Origin of the sequence: Nocardia carnea NBRC 14403 (genome assembly GCF_000308515.1) — a bacterium.
Lineage (GTDB): Bacteria > Actinomycetota > Actinomycetes > Mycobacteriales > Mycobacteriaceae > Nocardia > Nocardia carnea.
This window is the reverse complement of record NZ_BAFV01000020.1, coordinates 39,370-57,498: the sequence shown is the minus strand read 5'-3', so window position 1 is coordinate 57,498 and position 18,129 is coordinate 39,370. Positions and strand designations below refer to the sequence as shown.

Sequence of the window (18,129 nt, the reverse complement as noted above, 5' to 3'; positions counted from 1 at the left end):
GCTACCCTACGCGTTTATTGTGCCGTTGTATAGCGGTATGTTACGGATGTGCAAACCACCGCACGTTCCGGTCCGGGGCAAGAGGGCCACAGCCGCGTCCGTTCCGGCGAACAGACCGCAACCGGCCTGCCGGACAGTAATAGTCAGGACTGGAGCAGACCCGACTGCGCGAGGAAGGTCCGTGCCGCGGCGCTCCCGGTGAACGCCCCGGTATCCAGACGGAGTCCGGTGCTCGTATCGGCGAACCAGACCGCCGAGGACGCGCTGATCGCCGCAAAAATCTCCCCGTCGACGACTACTTCGCTACTGGCGGTGCGCCATTGCGCGATAGCCTGCGCCAGTACGACCGGCTGGGCGCTGTACACCTGGAACGACAGAGCCCGTCCGCCGGTTATCCCCCCGGCCAGCAACGGACTTCCGGCAGCGAGCACACAACTCTGCACTCCGTCGGTCTCGTCGTGCGGCCGACAGGTGGCCTCCCGGAGCGGGCCCGGCAGCACGGCCGACGGGTCGCCCGGCGCGGATACACCGCCCAGACCAGGCGGCGCGGTGAGCGGCGGGGCGCTGAGCGCACAGGATTTCACCATCAGAAAAGCCAGTACCAGCAGAACCGCCACCGCGACACCGGCCGCCGCCCGCCACTGCCATCTCGGATGGTGTGCAGCGACGACAGCTTCCGCCTCACCAGCGATCCGTGAACGAAGGAATCTCAGGACACCGTGCCGGCGGTGTGGGACCGCTGCACCCGGTGGCCGTTCCGGGCCGCCCTCGGGCGGCGAACCGTGGTGATGATGCGACGCCTCCGCACCCGGGTGATGCCCCGCGCCCGGCCACGATATGGATCCACCGGCCCTACCGCTCATCTCGGCGAGATGAGCACCCAGTCCTCGGTGCACCACCCCCGGACCGGCGCCCCTCGGCGAGTCCGGTGTGCGCGCGTCCGGTAGCGGAGCACCGCAATTGGCGCAGGCCGAAACGGCCGGCCCTGCGGTATGCCCGCAGTACTGACAGCGCACCTGTGTCATCGCCGGACTCCGCATCTCATGACCGGCTCATTGCCCCGTGATGATGATCGAGGAGATCGCGACGGTATTGACAGACCGCGAGCCGGCGCTCCGCAATACCGTCAGCACGATTTCCGAAGTTTTGAGCGGCGGCTCGATACGGGTGACCACCAGCGAGCGCTGATCCAGTGTCTCCTGGGTGTAGGTGGTCCGGTCCTCGTCCTCGAACTGGTAGGAAACACGGCTCACCGTCCGGAACTTCGTCCACTGGTCGGCACCATCGGTACCGACGTGGTCCCACCCCGGGACGATACCGATCGAGTCGATCTCGTACTCCTGCCCCAGATCGATCCGCAGGACCTGACCGTCGAGCTTGTACGCACGCGGACAGGACCATGCTTTGTCCGGTTCACCGGAGAAGGCGTCCATACCTTCGGTACCGCCCTGCGGACAACTCGATTCCGCGGCCTCGGGCATGATGGTCCCACTACCGGACGGCTCTGTGGCGGGCGGCGCCTGAGTGGGCGCCGCGGTGACGGCCAGCGGTGCACTTCCGGACTTTTCCTCACCACCGGTCACCACCAGCAAGACCACGATGAGCAAGGCGACCACCGCGGCCACGGCCAGCGCGACCCGTGGCTTCCGGAGCTGCTCGGCAACCTCCCGGGCCATCTCCTGCGGTGTCTGCCGAGAGCCCCCTGCCTGCTCGTTTTCGGCAGGCTGTTCCGGCTGGGCCTCTGTCGCCACGGGGGTGTTCAGCCGGGACGCGGCTCGTTCGGCATTCTCGGTGGCCAGCGACGAGGTTGTGCCCATATCCATAGGCTGTCCGCTGAGCAGGGCATTGATCCGCTCACTGGCCGACGGGCCGGCCGTCGACTGCCGTGGCACCGGTCCGGAATCCGGTTCGGCAGCGGGGGGTTCCGGTTCCGATCGGCTCGCCGAGCGACTGTAGGTTACCGGTCCCGAATCCGGGGCCGGACCGAGCAGCGCCTCGTCGAAACCCGCTCGAACGGAAGGGGCAGCGACCGCCGGCGGTTCCTCAACGTCAACAGTCGGCCGATCGGTGAGCCCGAAAGCCGGATCCGCCAGCAGGGCATCCAGAATCGCACCTCGATTGCGGAGAAATACATCTCCGGAATCCGCATCGGGCATAGCCGGAATCGTATCGGTTCACCGATCAGCACCCCCTGTCGCATTCCCAAAGATGGGAATGATCTGCGGGCGCGGCAGTCCCGTCAGCGTGATTTCTCGGCGGTGACAAAATACTCCGGCGGCACATCGAACACCCGCGCCAAGGCAATGATCAGATCGAGCCGCGGAATGGCATCACCATGGATGAGCCGGTACAGTCCGGACTGCGAAACCGGCACATCGGGATAGGCCAGCTCCAGATGCTGCGCGAGCGAATACAAGGTCAGCCCGCGGGTCGACCCGTCCTCGGTGGAAACCACCGATTCGGCGATCAGCTCCGAGAGTCTGCTGGAGAAGATCGCCGCCGCGGCTTGTCGTGGAGTGTGCTCCTGCGTTCCCTCCGAGTTGTCGAATCTACCGCTGTCCGATTCGGTTTCCGCTACCACGGTCATCGAGATTACCTGTTCTGCCCTTGTCACCGGGCGGTATATCCACGGGGCCGGGTTACCGGGACGGTCCGTTCGGAGCTCTGTACCGCCACCGCACCCGTCGGCGGCCGGTCGTTGTTCTCGAGATAGCGGGTTTCGCCGCGCGGCTCCACCAGATTCACCCGCACCGTACGCATCGGGATCCGCACATCCAGCTGCGCCTCCCCCACCTGCTCGATGGCCAGATCCACCGCACCGCGCCGCGGGCTGCCGGGATCACTGATGGATACCGTGGTCGGTGCCGCGGAGACGAGCGGCGGCACCTGGTCGAACACCGCGATGGTGGTATCCATCTCGGAATCGCCGCCGTCGGCATCGGCCAGGCGCAACGACCTCGTATCACCCACCGCGCTGACCAGATGCTGCCAGCGCTGCGGCCGGTTCGTATGGATCTCGATATCCGCGCCCACCACGGTCGCGCGCAGCACCAGCTGCTGGGCCACCGGAAGCATCGCTTGCACATCCACTGTCCGGCGCCGCGGGTTGTACCGGGCAGGGTCGAACAGGGGAAGCGCCAGCCGGTGACGCGGCTGCCCGCTGATCGCGCCCAGAATCTGTCCGTTGGGACCGATCGCTACCGACAGGCCCGTCAGAAGTTCGGGTGGCGCTTCTTCCACAGCGTTCTCATCGCGGGTCAGGGCACGCAGCGAGACACCCGTGGGCAGCGTGGCGCGCAACGCAAGTGCCTGCCTGCCCGGCAGCCGGCACAGATAATCCGGCAGCTCGTCGGTCATCGCCGGGCCGATATAGCGGACTGCCGCGCGGGGCCCGTCCACACCGCTCAGGCTCACCACCAGCGTGGTGCGCCCGGTGTTCCACGTCCAGCAATCGTCGAGACCCGAAACGTCGAGCTCCGACCAATCGATCCCGTAACTGGTGACGAAACGGCCCGGCACCGAGGCCTTCAGGCAGTCCCACTGCTCGGTCAGTTCGGACAGTTCGACACCGACATGGAGTAGGCGGGTGGCATCGGCAACAGCCGTCGCCGGCAACGGATGGGCTGCCATACCCCGCTCACGTAACCGCCCCGCAATCCGATGCGCTGCCGTGGCGAGAGTTTTCGGTGCGACCACAGCGCACGGCCCCCGCCGCGCCAGCATCTTCAGATTTCGCTCCTGATCCAGCCGGAGAACCAGCCAGGTCAACCGGTTACCGACGACCGGTTGCGAACCGATCAACTGGTCGTAGAGCATGCTGTAACTACCTGCCGACCGCACCCGCTGCCCGGTGGTGACGATATCGATATCGATATCGATCCCGTAGTGGTCGAGCATCGGCAGCAGACTCTCGACCGATACCGTGTCCTCGGTATAGATCGTCTGTTCGGCGATCACCGTCGGCAGATCGAGATTCGGGGCGAGCTGGATCATGGCGATCAGCACGTTGCCGTCCTCGGCGATACCACACACCCCGGCCGGCACCTCGATATCGCGTACCGGTAGCGGCTCGCCGAGCCGGGCCGCCCGGCGATCCCGGCCGGACCGGAACTCGAGCCAGTCGAGCAGCCAGCGGATCGGGGTACGGCCGTTGATCCGGACCACTGCGGTCAGCAGTAGTCCGGCGACGATCGAGAACGCGCCCCACAACGGCAGGTACGCCGATAGTCCGGCCACCACCACACTGCCTCCGATCGCCATCACTGCGAACGGGCCGCGTTCCACGCCGGCGACCCGGCGGTCCGGTGCATACACCGGCGGCTCCGCCGTCACCGTCACCGTTGCCTCCGCCGCGCGCTCACGCCGTAGGTAGCGGCTGCGCCGACCAGGACAGCCACGACGATCACGATCGCGGCGGTGATACCGGGTTTGGCATCCGGCGGCCGTGGTGCGGGGGGCAGTTCGAATCCCGCGGCAACGAACAGGCCTTCCGGAGGCTCGGGGGGCATACGATAGCTCAGCGCAGCGACCGGATCGATGAGCCCCGCGCCCACCGTATTGTCGATGCCACGCGCCGGGGCATGCGCCGAGGCGGCGAGCCGGGCCGTGATCTCGGCAGGTGTTTCGTTCGGGTACCGGGACCTGATCAGTGCCGCCACACCGGCCGTGTACGCAGCGGCGAAGGATGTCCCGCCGACCGGCCCGAGTTTGCCGGGAGTGCCGACACCGTTGATCAGCCCCGGGCTCCCGGGCCCCAGGGACTCGATGCTCGTACCGGGCGCGGCCATCGTCACCCACGGACCCAATAACGATTCGCCGACGATTCCGCCGTGCGCGGTGGTCATCCCCACCGACAGCACCGACTCGCTGAACACGCCCGGAACCGATGCGGTGCGAACATCACGCCAGTTCCGTGGATCACCCGGCCGCGCCGGATCGTAGCCGGGGTTCTGATCATTGCACCCCTGACCGTTGGTGTTACCCGCGCCGGCCACGATCAGCGATCCACGTGAATGCACGGCGTAACCGACGGCTTCCGCAAGCACCCCCAGGTCGACACCGGAATCTGTTTTCACACATACCGGTAGCGGTACCGCAATAATTCCCGCACCGAGATTGGCCGCATGAATGATGGCGCGCGACAGCGTACGCAGTTCCCGGGCCTGCCGGTCACGATCGTCGCCCGCATAGCGTTCCGCGCGGAATGCGCTGGACCGATAACGTATGGAGAGAATCCGGGCCTCCGGTGCGACACCGGTGAACCCGTCCACCGGATCCGCAGCGCCCGCAATGATCCCGGCGATCAGCGTGCCGTGGGCGTCACAATCCTGCAGTCCGTCCCCGCCCGCGGCCACATAGTCACCACCCGGCGCCAGCGTCGGTAGACGCGGATGCGGCGTTACTCCGGTGTCGACCACCGCCACCGTCACACCGGCGCCCCGGCTCAATGTGCGTGCGTCGGCCAGGTTCAAAGCCAACTCGGGCGGTGGTGTCCGGGATATGTCGGTATCGTCCAGAACCCCCGTGGCCAGACAACCGCTCTCCTGTTTGGTCGGCAACTCCGGTCCCGGCGGACCGTCCGGTGGCGGTGCCCCCACCACGGCCTGGGGCGGCACCATCGCGGCTGCGGGACCGGCACTGACACTCAGGACGAGTACGGCCAGCGCTGCTGCCAGGGCCCTGCCCGGTCGCATCAGATTCCTCGCATAGCGGTGTAGACGCCCATGATCCAGAAGGCGATTACGGGAACGACGAGAATCAGCGCGTACTCGATCAGATCGATGATCCTGCGGGTGACCGGTGTCAGCCGTTTACTGGGCAGACGCAGCGCCGCGGTCAGCGCGGCTGCGGCGATGACCGTCACGATGAGCACGACCGTCAGGCCCGCGAAGGGAGTGCCGTAGGCTCCGACCAGTACGGACGCAATACCAAGCACCGTCACGGACGACCCCGTGATCAGGGCGATGGCCTGTACGCGATCGGGATACCAGCGCGAACGCATGGCCAGGATCCCGGCGACCGCGGCGCCCATGACTATCTCCCGGATACCGCCCGGGCTCACCGCCGCACAGACCACGGTCGACACCGACAGCAGCGCCGAAATAGCCACCACGAGCCCGCGCAGGCTGGTCACTGCCAGCCGCGCCCGGCTCTCGATACCGACCTCGTTGCCCTGCCGCGCCTGCTCGGCCGCGGCGGTATCCTCGGCGCTCTGCTCCATATCGCGGTGGGTTTCGGCATCGAAGATATCGGTGAGCGTCGCCGGGTTCACCTCGTTGCCCGGGTCGGGCAGATCCGGGGGCCGGATCCTGGCGATCAGCACCGCGATCCGGGGCGCCAGGGTGAGCAGTACCAACCCGGCGAATACTGCGCCGCCGGCCACCTGCCGGGTGGCGAGGTCGAAATAGGCCAGCGGCAGTACCGTCACGGTGACAGTGATACCGAGAACCGAGACACCCATCAAGGTCGCGATACCCGAGCCCGTCAGCCGCATCATCGCCATCGCCGCTACGGCCGTGACCACCGCACCCGCCGCGATATTGGCCGGTGCGAACGGTCCCGGTTCACCGTAGGCCGGCGGCACCAGCATCGCACTGCCGGCGAAAAGCAGCGGAAGTGCGGCAAGTGCGGCGCCCAACGAGATCCGGCGTTTGGCCCCACTGCCCCGGATCCCGACGGCCGCCGCCCAGCACAGCACGCCGAGGAGTAACGCCGGTAGACCGCACCACAGCAGCGACCCGGTCCGGGTCCACGCCCAGGACAGCATGGTGGCGATTCCCACCGCGCCGATTCCGAAGACCACCAGCCCCACAACGGCCGCGGTATCGGGATCGAACTCGGCGAACTCGCGCTCGTTGATGAGGGCCAGCGCGTCGGTGATGTCCTCGACCACCGGCGTGAAAACCTCCGCCGATTCGACCGGCGCGAGCATCAGCACCGTTCCGTCGACGATATCGTGGTCGCCGAGACTGCGCCAGCGCGGAATCGGCGGCTCGCCCGGTCGCGCCAGACTCCATTGCCCCTGCGGCGGGCTGAAATCCACGTCCGGATCACCGATCGCGTCCGCGAGTACCGCGACCAGATCGTCGATGAAGGTTTCGACGGTGAACTTGGTCGGCACCACCACATCCACCTGATAGGTGGCGACCATCACGGCGATCCGGGCGCGCGCGACCTCAGCGGGGGCGGCGCCACCGGACGGGGAGGGCGGCGCCGTCTGCACTGCGGTCACCGCATGGCTCCGGGGTCACCACCGGACGGCTCGGCCAGATAGCCGGGGAAGTCATCGGCCAAACCTGCTGCCAGATCTTCGAATGCCAGCGCGGTTTCCTTCTGCAACATACGCAGATCTATCTCGCTGCCCTCGGCGAGATGCGGATCGAACGGTATCTGCACCGTCGGCCGCTGGGCCGAAGCGAACAGTTTCTCGATGGCTTCGACATCCACGGTGGGTTTGACCGGATGTTGTCGCACGATCGCGACCACCGAGTTCCCGATCAGATGATCGAAACCGTGCGAACTGAGCCAGTTCAGCGTGGCGACCGCGCCGGTGACGCCGCCTACAGTCGCCGGAGTTACCACGACTACCGCGTCACTTGTGTGCAGGACACTGTTCGTCGACGAATCGAGCACTCCGGTTCCACAGTCGACCACGAGCAGATTGTAATGGCGCCGCAGTATCTCCACGCCGCGCCGGTACTCGTCGCCCGACAGGGCCTCGCCCGCGTCGGTGTTCCAGGGCGATGCGACCACAGCCAGGTCCGCGGTATTGACCGCGGTGTAGGAGTGAACGGCGGAAAACGAGTCCAGCCGTTCCCCCGCCGCGGCGAGATCGCGTAGGGAGAGCCCGTATTGGTGCCTGGCCGTACGACTGGACAGATCACCGAAATCCGGGTTGGCGTCTATGGCGACCACCCGATCGGGCCGCAGCTTGGCGAAGGTCGACCCGAGCCCGGCGGCGGTCGTGGTGCGGCCGACGCCGCCCTTCACGCTCACTACGGCAATTTGGTACGGCGCGGTGAGCTGGCGGCGGATCTGGGTCCGGCGGCTTTCGGCGCGCTGTTCGGCAGGTGAAAGCCCGAGATTGAAACCGACCTTGTTGAGCGCCCCGCGCACACCCTTGTTGGAACGCAGATGCGCTTGCCGGACCGCGGCGATCTCGGCCAACAGCTCCGCAGACGCAAGCGCGGGCGGTAATACCTCGATGCGGCCGGTGCTTTCGTAGGCCTGCCGATTGACGCGGTCGGGAACCCGCGAAGGGTCCGTCGCGGCATACGCCGGCGCGGGGCCCGGCGAGGCACCGTATCCGCTGTAGGCGCCGGGTGATACAGCCGGGTTCGCGTATGCGGAATAGTTCGTGGACGCCGGAGGTGCGATACCGGCACCGGGTTGCGCGGGTCCGTGCGTGGTCTCCGCTGTGGCGGGCCGATCAGGCTCGTGGCCGGTGGGACCGGCCACGGCGGGGCCCAGGCCCGGCATTCCTTGTTGTTGACGTTGCGCTATCGCCTGCCGTTCGGCCTCGGCTGCTTGCTGATGCGCATCGGCCGCCCGTCGGCGCAGCTCGGCCAGCTCACCGTCGGAGACCCCATTCGGATCAGCGGGGGCCGCCGTAGCGGGTTGTGGCGCCGGGGCGGATACCGCCGAAGACGACGTATTCGGCTGCGGCGCGGCGATATTCTGTGAGGAGGAAAGGCCGGCCTCTGGGGAAGCAGGCTCGCCGGCACCGGGCTCCGGAGGCTGTGGCCCGGACACCGGAGGACCTTCGCTCACCGAGGCACCGGACGAACTCGCGGACGCCGGTACGGGGCCGTTCGACGGACGGTCCTCGAGCTGTGCGAAATACGCGTCGTACCCACCCCTTGCGAGCGCCGCGGAAGCGTCGCCGTTGGTTGTCGGTGCCCGGTTCATCTCACCGTCCTCTCATCCAGCACTGGAACGTCAACCGGTGCGCGCGGTATGGAACCAACTGCTCCCCGGCAGGAGCTCCGCCAGAGTGTTGATACCACTGTGCAGGGCCGCACGGTCACCCGGCCGGAACGTCTTCCGCTTCCGACCGTCCAACGTCACGCTGGGGGTGATCACGAACCGTCCGGAGAACGTGTCCAACACATTCATACAGATTGTGAAGTCGGGTGTTTCGGCCCCGCCGTCTCGATGTTCGATCATGAGTACCTCGGCATGGCGGACAACCTCGCCGAAGGCGCGGATGAGTGCATTCGCGGTGCGCGGTGTGGCACCCAATTCGCGGAGCCCGGCCCGCACGCCGTCCAGATCCTGGGGCGCCTCGTCCGGTTCGGTTTCGGCCGACGTGAAAGTGTCGAAATCGAGTACCGGATACTCACCGAGTACCGATTCCAATACTGCCGTCAGCGTATCGAGCTGCGAGCCCTTATGGAACACCGACTGGATAACGACCTCGTCGTCGCAACGTACGGCAAGGACGTGCCGTTCTCCGCTACGAACAAGCGATAGACGCAGCATCGTCGCGGCATGACCACCGCGGCCGTTATCGACTACTCGCACAGCCAGCTCGGTATCGGGACGTTCCAGGCACCGCAACCACCCGGCCACCACCGGATCCACCTCGCCACCGGAGATGATCCCGTCCGCGGTGAGCTGTTCCACGACGGCGGCCCGGACTCGGTCGCGGTCGGAGATCCGGAAGATATTCGGCCTGATCGCAAGTACCTGAGGGTAGATGTCGATGCCGACCATGTCCTTGAGGACAAGGGCGGCATCGACATTCAGATCCACCGACACAGGGTCGCCGGATTCCTCCGCCACGGCGATTCCGACCGGCGTATAGTCGGTCAATCCACCACACGCCTCACAGAAGATTCCGGAACATCCTGGCGACCGTTTGATCCGCGTTACCGATCAGATCAGCAGCACCTTCTGTCGACTTGTCGAGATTCTTGATGCTCTGATCGTAGGCCTTGAGACGCCGGTCCAACTCGTTCGCGACGCTCTCGTAACCGCCGGCGCCGGCACCCTGGAAATCGTACGCCAGGAGGTCGGCCGCCTTTTGATTCAGAGTCGCGATGTTCGACTCCATATCGGTGACAACGGTCTTCACCTTGCCCAAAGCCTCCATAATGGTGTTTCTGTCGGTATAAATAGGCTGGCTCATCGGAAATAAACCCTTCTCTCTTGGGAGTGTGTACGGACGCCGACGACAGGTCGGTGATCAGCGATCAGTTCCAGTCCCCCTTCACCTTCGTCGGATCCCAGTTCTGTTCGAACGTTCCGTCGGTCCATGTGCCGCTGGCACCCCCCGTAGCGACGCCCCCGTCCGTAAGCCCACCGTCTTCCATACCGCTGAGCATCGTCCGCAAGGCCGCCGCATCCTCGTGGGCGAACTCCCCGGCCGAAGTTTGAATCATGTTCAAGATCTGCTCGATGTATGAAGCAAGCTGCTTGCCCGTGTCCAGGACATTGCCGAAAGCATTGAAAACCGCACCACCGGCCTGCCCCTTGAATGCCTCTTGGAGGAGGTTCTGCGAACCGCCGAGTTCCCCGAGATTACGCTCGAGCGTCTGCAACGGCCCGTTCATCCCATTGGCGAAATCCATAAGAGTTGTTTCGTCGGCCCGAGTGAAATTACCGCTACCAGCCATGATGCTATTCCTTCCGATACTCCAGTGAACCCCGGCCGATTCACCGGGCGCTGAATCCATTCTCCGGTTCGGATACTTCGTCCAACCGATCCAGTACTCCCACGAGTGAGGAGTCCGCGGTCGGGTCGATATCCGGTTCTTCGTCCTGGTACTCGATCACTCCGATCGCCGGTGGCCGTTCCAGTTCCGGAACCTCGTATTGCTCCCCCGGGGTGAAAACCTTCCCGCTTCTCTCGTCCTCGTCCCGCCGTCGCCGCATCTGCGTGGTCGGCGCCGATACCCGCTTCGCGGCATTGCGCGCGGGCACGGCGGACGGGGCCGACGCGGCACTGGGTGCACCGAAAGCGGCACCCGACCCGGGAGTCCAACCTGTGGGCAACCGGAAACCCGTTGCCGCGCCCGGCATAGCACCGACCCCACCCCGGACCAGTCCGTATCCGGTCAGCGCTCCGGCGCCACCGTTGAGAGCGGCCAGAGTGGTCGACTCCGCGGAAACACCGAGTAGCGGAGTGGATGTCGAAGAGTCCGTCCCGTAACCGTCGAGGCCGGAACCATAACCGGACTGGGGCGCCGGTGGTTGTTGCGGGTCGGTCAGCGGTTGCTGGTCCAATCCCGAGGGCCCCGAATCCGGCCCTTCGCCGCCAGGGCCGGAATTCCCGGCGTCACCACCGGATTCCGATCCACCACCGGCCGATTCCGGTCCACCACCGGGGGATTCGGGACTACCCGGTCCCGGCCCCGGGCCGGGACCGGAGTCGGTGGGGATATACGGACTATCGGGCCCTTTGTCGATCAAGTTGTTCAACAGGTCGGTCACCTGCGGACCGGGCGGCGCCGGCCCCGGCCCCGGCCCCGGCATCGCGATCGGCGGCGGCGGCGTGAGCGAACCCGCCGTCGCGGCCAGATCCACGAGCAGTCCCACAGCTCCGATCTCGTAGCCCATCATGGCACCGGCGGCACGGATCCTCAGCTCTTCATACTTCGCCTCCAACAGCGCGTGAGCCGCACTCGCCGGAGCGAAAACCAGTGCTGCCGCCGCGGATACCGGTCCGGCACCGGCGGTGGCAATAGGTCCGCTGACGGCCATCACCGCGGCTGTTGCCGCCAGCGCCGCCATCACCAACTCGATCTCGAACTTGGGCGGCATCGCCGTGAGTGCCGCGTTGTGCAAACTCACCCCACGAGCGGCCAGAGCGGCGACCTGCGCCGAGATCCGAGCTTGGTCACGCACCCACTGATTGTGTTCGGCGAATGCCGACTGCGCACGCTGGGAACTCAATCCACCGGGCCATGCCTCCGCCAGATCTTTCAGCAGACCTTCGGTACCGGCCGCTGCCGATTCGAGTGCGTAGTCCACCGTCGAGTAGGCACGTGCAGCGTCGTACATGGGAGCCGCACCGGGCCCACTGTCGATCAGCTCCCGATTCTGGATCGGTTCCAGCGCGAAGTACTCGAAGAATGGCATAGCACCCTCACTCCGCGACGAGCTCGATCAGTTTCCGAATACAGAAGGCGCTACAGAATCACCGACCGCGGCGACCGACACACCCCCGGCAGTATCCGTCGCCTTGAAGGCACCGGCGGCCGGAACAATTCTGGCGACACCGTCGAGCTTTTCGGCGCTGCCGGCGCCCAGAAGACTGGTCAATACTGCCCCGAAGACACCGAAGCCGACCGACATGAGCAAGCCCGGCATATGAGGTCCGGTGGGTTCCGGCCCCAACTCCGACGCCGTGGTCTGAATCGTACCGACCAGATTGGCTTCCTGGGCAGCGAATCCCGCGCTGATTGCCGGCAGCAGATCAGGAGTGATTTGGATAGGGATCATCGAGGCTCCGATCGATCAATCTCCACGCCTGTCACCGGGTTGCGGTAACAGAACAGTACAGAGAGAACGCTAGGCCATTCCCAGCACTGGAGAGTCCCACTGAGCGGTCCGCCGGGCGCGGTCGTTATTCAGGGGCCCAAGCCGACTGGACCAGGTCTTTGGTCGACGAGAGCGGCTCCACCAGAATGCCGCGGCCCACTGGCTGTTTGGTGGGTTTCACATCACCGATGAGCATTCCGTCCATCCTGGTCCCGTCCATGATCAAACCCGAGGAGTTCAGGTTCTTCACCTGTCCGAGCACGCTGTCGTACATGGCCGAGTCGGCCTGGGCGATACTGCGCGCGGCGATCAGGTGAAAGCCGGTATCGCGGCCGTCGACGATGAGTTCCTTCAGTGCGTCGAGCGGATTCACCTGCCCACGCTGAACGACCATATGGTAATCGTCGACCACCACGAAGATCTCCGGTCCGGTCCACCAGGAGCGCTCCTTCAACTGCTGGGAGGTAACCCCTTCCGGGGGCCGCCGAGCACGCAGTTTCTGCGCAACGAACGGCAGATCCTGTACCAGATCGCGGTTGCTGGTCAGATACCCGATCGACTGTTCTTCGGGCACCGCGTCCATATGCCGCCGACGGTAGTCGATCAGCAGCACCCGCGCCTGATCCGGAGTGAAACGATTCCGGATGGACTCCAGCAACGCCCCGAGCACGGTCGACTTCCCACTTCCCGAGGATCCGAGGACCATGAAATGGGTGGATACTCCGAAATCCACTACGGCAGGGCCCAGGTCGGATTCGCGGATTCCGAACGGCACTCGTAGTCGTTCGGCCAGATTCGCCGGAGGTGGAATCCGAGCCAGGATTTCGGGCATGGTCACCTGGCTCGGGAGCAGTCGCACCTCGGGTGCGCGTCGTCCGGTGAACGTCTGACTCACCTGGGTGATCGTCGCGCCGAGCCCGGCAGCGGCAGTGTCGGCATCGCCGTTGCCGTCGGTACGCGGCAGAGCCGTGATCATATGCAGACCCTCGGCCGAGATACACCGGCCCGGCCGGTTCGGCGGAACCGAAGCGACGACGGCACGATGGGCGCTGAATACCGTATCGGTGAGGTCACCGAGCCGCATTTCCAACCGGGTCTGGATGAGGTCCTTGACCGCCGGGCGGATGGCCGCCCACCGGGAACTACCGGCCACCAGGTGTATGCCGTAGTTCAGGCCCTGTAGCGCAATCGTTTCCATGATCGGCATGTACTCGTCGTAGTACGGCCCGTTGACTGTGAAACCGATATCCCAGCCGTCCACGACCACGAATACATCGCCGTAGTCGTCGCCGTAGGAGGACAGTTCAGCGGTACCTTCCGGCGTGGCTCGGCGCCGACGGAATTCTCGCATGGAGTCGATCCCGAGATGGTCGAACAGGGACTGCCGGGAGGCGAGCAGATTGCGGAGCAAGGCAAATGTACGGCGGATACGGTCCACATCGCGCGCCGAGGCCACCGCCCCCACATGCGGCAGCGTACGCAAGGCCGAGAGACCGCCGGAGAAATCGAAACAGTAGAACTGCACCTGTTCGGGAGTGTGGGTGAGGGCCGCCGAGAGAATCAATGTCTGCAACGCGGTGGATTTACCCGATTGCGGTCCACCCACGACGGCGGCATGACCCCCTGCTCCGGAAAGGTCCACCGACCAGACGTCCTGCCGCTGCTGGCGCGGCTTGTCGATGATCGCCCACGGCAACCGGAGTGTGCCTGGTTCGACCGCTTGGGACAACCGGTCCAGCGTCGGCGGCACGCCGAGCGGCGGAAGCCACATCTTGTGCGCCGGGCGCCCGTGCCGTGCGAACTGCTGCAGCACCGTTTCCATCACGGTGACGGGTTCGCTGTCGTTGTCCTCCGGTTCGGGCGCCGCTACCGGCTCGACCACCTGCACTGCACGCGACTCGACGATACGAGCGGCGGTGAACCGCTGCGGCGGCTTGTACCCACCCCCGGGGCGGCGGGCCCGCTGCGCACTCGACGCGGTGGCCTGGGCAGGGGCGCTGTACGGCGCACCCACGTACGCGGCCTGGAAGCGCTGGAGATCACCGGCGCCGACTCGCAGATACCCCGACCCCGGTTTCTTCGGCAGATGGTAGGCATCGGCCGTACCGATGGCGTCGCGGGAGTCGCTGGTCTGGTTGGTGCGCAATGCGATCCGATAGGACAGGTGCGCCTCGAGCTCACCCATGCGGTTCGCCGGAACCTTCTGCGAGGACAGCAGCAAATGGATCCGCAGTGAGCGGCCGAGTCGACCGATGGCTACGAACAGTTTGGAAAAGCTCGGATGCTGTTCCAGCAGTTCGGCGAACTCGTCCAGGATGATGAGCAATGTCGGCAGCGGCTCGAACTGCGCGCCCTGCTCCCGGGCTTTCTCGTAGTCTGCGACGCTGGCGAAATTCCCCGCATCACGCAGGATGCGCTGCCGGCGCGCCATCTCGCCATTGATCACGTCCTCCATACGGGTGACGAGATCGGCCTCTTCCTCCATGTTCGTGACCACTGCGGTCACATGAGAGAGCCGGTCGAACCCCAGGAAGGTCGCACCACCCTTGAAGTCGACCAGAAGAAGGTTCAGCACATCGGGGGAATGCTGTGCGACCGCGGAGAGCACCAGCGTGCGCAGAAACTCCGACTTCCCCGACCCGGTCGCGCCGATGCACATCCCGTGCGGGCCCATACCTTCCTCGGCGGATTCCTTGATATCCAGGAACACCGGCTGACCGGTGGGGTCGTAACCGAACGGAATGTTGAGACGATTGCGGTCGGCGTCGCGGCGGGACGGCCACTGCCTGTCCACCCGGATGTTTCCCGGATCGGTGATGCCGACCAGATCTTCCCAGGACGTACTTCCGCTGGCCTGCTCCGCGGCCACCGCCTCGACTACCGTGGACAAACGGTAGGGAGAAAGGCGCCGGGCGACCGCCGTCACGTGCGGTACCGACATGCTGTCGGCGGTGCCGACGAGTCGTGCACCACGCGTCGTGATCTCCTCGAGCGTGTAATCATCACCGATGCCGAACCTCAGCGACCGCGGCAGTGACTGCTCGGACTCACCCAAGCGCAACCAGGTGCAGCCGTCGATACCGGAGATATCCCGGTCGGTGTTGGCTCCCCCGGATTCGACGATCAACACGAAATGCGATTTGTCCATCGTGGGCTCGTTGTTCGCGGAGAACGGACCCCGGTTGAGCCCGGCCAGGACTTTCGTCCGCAGCTCGGCCACCGTGCGGTACACCATCCGGCTCGACCCGATGGCATCGGTCTCGGACGGATGCTGGGTATGCGGCAGCCATTTCAGCCACGACCATTCCGGGCTGTCCGGATCGTTGAGTACCGCGGCCACCGCGACCTGGTCGGGCCCGTGCAGGACCGTGATCTCGGCGATCATGGCCCTGGCCAGCCCGGCGACCGCGGCGGGATCGCCGTCCAGGCCGACCAGTGGCGCCGACAACAAGTTGATCGCCACCGGCATTCCGCCGACTGTCGAATACGCTTTGGCGAACCGGGTCAGTTCGACGACACCGACCGGATCGAGATCTGAAGTCGGGGCGGCTTCCGGCACGATCACCCGGACCTGATTCGCGATCCGGCCCCGCCCCATCCGGACACGCAGGAACTGGGGATTGGCGACCTGTACCTCCCACATCCGGTTGCCCCCGACCAGCCGGTTCAGTCCCATCGGGCCGGGATGGGTGTAGGAAAGGTACTCGTACAGCTCGGTTTCGGCCTCGTGAACGGTTTTGCGGTTATCGGTGATCGAGCGCAGATAATCCTTGCGTTCCTCGTTCAGCCCGGCTGCTGTACTGTTCGCTCCTCCGCTGCCGCCCAGCGTCCCGCCCAACATGCCGAACATCGACACGATCATCATCATCGGGAACATCATCATCATCGGGGACATGGTGCGTCCGCCGGAGAACATCATCGCCATCATCCCGACCATGGCCAGCACCATGATCACCGGCATGATCATCTTGATCCGCGACATCGGCACCGGCCGGGGCAATTCGGTCGGTGGCTGCAAACGCAATTCGGTGACGGCCGGGGCTTTGGGACCCCGCACCATGCGGGCCGGCCGCACGAAGCGGCGAGTCGCGGTCATTTCTTGCCCTGCATCTGCACGCCTGTCATATTCGTCGGAATACCGTCGTGCTGGATCATCGCGTCGGCTGTCGAAAGCGTCGGCCCCACCGCGAACAGCGATACGATGTGCCACGGTGCGGGTACCGGTTCCTGCAGGCCCAGTGCGGACAGCGACGGATCACGGGCACCGCCTTCCACTTTCGCATCGATCCCGTGCCGGACGCCGCTGTCGGTGATCCAGAACAGTGACTCACGCAGGGGCGAACCGGGTTCGGCGCCGGTGACCTGGACGAACTTTCCGGTGTCCCGGGGCAGGTAGGCATAGTCGGCGGTCGCGCCGCCGGACCACGGCGCCGTGACCAGCTGCACGGTCCGGCCCCGCTCCTGTTTCGTGAGCGGGAGCTCGCGGCCGAACAACAGCCTGGTGTGTGCGTTCGGGTCCGTTCCGGTGCGAGACCAGTGATAGCAGGTGATCAGGTCGCGGATGGGATCCAGGATCTCGACGGGTTGCGCGGGATAGGTGGCCGTGCCCGGCCAATCCCCCGGCCGCAGATTCGCCGCGGCCACATCGGGGCTGATACTTCCCGTGGCCACCACGCCGTGCGAATTCGCATTCCGCACGATGGCCGCCAGTACCGGGCTCACCCGTACCAGCCCGGAGTTCGAGACCAGGTAGTAGTCGGCCGGCTGGTTCGGAGTCGACGCGGTGACGATGGAACCGACCACCGCGTCCAGTGCGGGTTTCAACGTCACCGGCGCACCGGCATCCGGTACATCGGGTACGCGTATCGGTGGCACTTCGGGAATGGCGCCGAGCAGGCCGGGTGAGGCGGCAGCCACCGTGGCCGTCGAGTCGATTCCGAGGGCCAGCAGCACCGGAGATTCGGCCATATTGATCTCGGCGCGCACTATGCCTTGCTCCGAATCGTGGTAGACGAGCCAGGTCGCGTCCTCGCCACGCAGCAGCCGGGCCTGCGGTGCACGCATTTCATGAATCGCGTCGTCGTCCACGGTCAGCGGCCCCGCTATCGCCGTGGTGAGTACCGCGGAGCGGGACAGGATGGGCAGTCCCGTCTTCGGATCCACCGGTGCCGCCGCTCCGGTGCGGGCGGTGTCACACACCGTCCACTCCGAATCCTTTTCCCCTGCGTCGTTGATCTGTCCCGGAGCGCCCGGTATCCCCACCCAGGCACCGCGCGGATATTTTTCCAGCTCGCTGCGCGAGACTTCGACAGGATTGGTGGCCTGCCCGACGATCAACCGCGCCGAAGTCAGGTTGAGTGCGGGATGCAGTCGCTCGCCGAGTTTCACATACAGCGCACCGCTGTCCTTCTCCGCGATGATGGGTGAGTTGGCCACCGGTTTCGCGGGTTTGAAAAAAGCGAGGACGGCCGCTCCGGCGATCCCCACACAGGCCAGCACGACCCCGACGGCAAGCGCTGTGGACCGGCCCCGGGAGGGGTCGTCGATCATCGAAGCGTCCCGGCGCACCAGGGCGTGCTCGATCCGATGTAGCAGAAACCGCCAACCCGAAACCTGGTGTTTGGTCACCACCCGGAAGCGTGCCAC

At 65.7% G+C, this 18,129-nt stretch carries 14 protein-coding genes; all 14 read right to left on the bottom strand.

The genetic code is table 11. The features are described from left to right. Nucleotides 1–143 precede the first annotated feature (143 nt). A complete protein-coding gene (locus ON22_RS06770) occupies nt 144–617 on the bottom strand; it encodes a hypothetical protein (RefSeq protein WP_033247400.1) in 474 nt (157 codons plus the stop codon). A gap of 435 nt (nt 618–1,052) precedes the next feature. After that, a complete protein-coding gene (locus tag ON22_RS06765; RefSeq protein WP_156052463.1) occupies nt 1,053–1,817 on the bottom strand; it encodes a discoidin domain-containing protein in 765 nt (254 codons plus the stop codon). Nucleotides 1,818–2,239: 422 nt separating this feature from the next. After that, a complete protein-coding gene (locus ON22_RS06760) occupies nt 2,240–2,587 on the bottom strand; it encodes a helix-turn-helix domain-containing protein (RefSeq protein WP_033247415.1) in 348 nt (115 codons plus the stop codon). A 23-nt stretch (nt 2,588–2,610) separates the two neighbouring features. After that, nucleotides 2,611–4,338 (bottom strand): type VII secretion protein EccE, encoded by a 1,728-nt coding sequence (gene eccE, locus ON22_RS06755; RefSeq protein ID WP_231508790.1) that lies wholly within the window; start codon nt 4,336–4,338, stop codon nt 2,611–2,613. Then, nucleotides 4,335–5,693 (bottom strand): type VII secretion-associated serine protease mycosin, encoded by a 1,359-nt coding sequence (gene mycP, locus ON22_RS06750; RefSeq protein WP_081595382.1) that lies wholly within the window; start codon nt 5,691–5,693, stop codon nt 4,335–4,337. Before mycP ends, eccE begins: the two co-directional genes overlap by 4 nt. After that, nucleotides 5,693–7,231: a type VII secretion integral membrane protein EccD gene (gene eccD / locus ON22_RS06745; RefSeq protein ID WP_033247397.1), complete on the bottom strand. Its 1,539-nt coding sequence runs from the start codon at nt 7,229–7,231 to the stop codon at nt 5,693–5,695. The genes mycP and eccD overlap by 1 nt, the downstream gene beginning before the upstream one ends. Continuing rightward, nucleotides 7,228–8,907: a CpaE/TadZ family protein gene (locus ON22_RS06740; protein ID WP_231508789.1), complete on the bottom strand. Its 1,680-nt coding sequence runs from the start codon at nt 8,905–8,907 to the stop codon at nt 7,228–7,230. The genes eccD and ON22_RS06740 overlap by 4 nt, the downstream gene beginning before the upstream one ends. A 30-nt stretch (nt 8,908–8,937) precedes the next feature. Next, on the bottom strand, nt 8,938–9,813 hold the full coding sequence (locus ON22_RS06730; protein WP_231508788.1) for an ESX secretion-associated protein EspG: 876 nt from the start codon (nt 9,811–9,813) through the stop codon (nt 8,938–8,940). Nucleotides 9,814–9,826: 13 nt separating this feature from the next. Beyond that, the gene (locus ON22_RS06725) at nt 9,827–10,129 is read right to left on the bottom strand and encodes a WXG100 family type VII secretion target (protein WP_156052462.1); all 303 of its coding nucleotides are present in this window, start codon (nt 10,127–10,129) and stop codon (nt 9,827–9,829) included. Nucleotides 10,130–10,193: 64 nt separating this feature from the next. Next, complete coding sequence (locus ON22_RS06720; RefSeq protein WP_043739899.1) at nt 10,194–10,616, bottom strand: hypothetical protein; 423 nt, start codon at nt 10,614–10,616, stop codon at nt 10,194–10,196. A 40-nt stretch (nt 10,617–10,656) separates the two neighbouring features. After that, nucleotides 10,657–12,081, bottom strand: coding sequence for a PPE domain-containing protein (locus ON22_RS06715; RefSeq protein WP_033247393.1), 1,425 nt, complete (start codon nt 12,079–12,081; stop codon nt 10,657–10,659). Between the two features lie 27 nt (nt 12,082–12,108). After that, complete coding sequence (locus ON22_RS06710; RefSeq protein ID WP_033247392.1) at nt 12,109–12,444, bottom strand: hypothetical protein; 336 nt, start codon at nt 12,442–12,444, stop codon at nt 12,109–12,111. Nucleotides 12,445–12,568: 124 nt separating this feature from the next. Continuing rightward, entirely contained in the window at nt 12,569–16,579 is a 4,011-nt protein-coding gene (gene eccCa / locus ON22_RS06705) for a type VII secretion protein EccCa (RefSeq protein ID WP_051157235.1), read from the bottom strand. Next, the gene (gene eccB / locus ON22_RS06700; RefSeq protein WP_033247391.1) at nt 16,576–18,129 is read right to left on the bottom strand and encodes a type VII secretion protein EccB; all 1,554 of its coding nucleotides are present in this window, start codon (nt 18,127–18,129) and stop codon (nt 16,576–16,578) included. The genes eccCa and eccB overlap by 4 nt, the downstream gene beginning before the upstream one ends.

Coding starts and splice junctions, on each gene's coding strand:
- ON22_RS06710 (WP_033247392.1), bottom strand. CDS start 12,444: ATGATCCCTATCCAAATCACTCCTGATCTGCTGCCGGCAATCAGCGCG.
- ON22_RS06765 (WP_156052463.1), bottom strand. CDS start 1,817: ATGGGCACAACCTCGTCGCTGGCCACCGAGAATGCCGAACGAGCCGCG.
- ON22_RS06715 (WP_033247393.1), bottom strand. CDS start 12,081: ATGCCATTCTTCGAGTACTTCGCGCTGGAACCGATCCAGAATCGGGAG.
- ON22_RS06740 (WP_231508789.1), bottom strand. CDS start 8,907: ATGAACCGGGCACCGACAACCAACGGCGACGCTTCCGCGGCGCTCGCA.
- ON22_RS06725 (WP_156052462.1), bottom strand. CDS start 10,129: ATGAGCCAGCCTATTTATACCGACAGAAACACCATTATGGAGGCTTTG.
- ON22_RS06720 (WP_043739899.1), bottom strand. CDS start 10,616: ATGGCTGGTAGCGGTAATTTCACTCGGGCCGACGAAACAACTCTTATG.
- ON22_RS06760 (WP_033247415.1), bottom strand. CDS start 2,587: ATGACCGTGGTAGCGGAAACCGAATCGGACAGCGGTAGATTCGACAAC.
- mycP (WP_081595382.1), bottom strand. CDS start 5,693: ATGCGACCGGGCAGGGCCCTGGCAGCAGCGCTGGCCGTACTCGTCCTG.
- eccCa (WP_051157235.1), bottom strand. CDS start 16,579: ATGACCGCGACTCGCCGCTTCGTGCGGCCGGCCCGCATGGTGCGGGGT.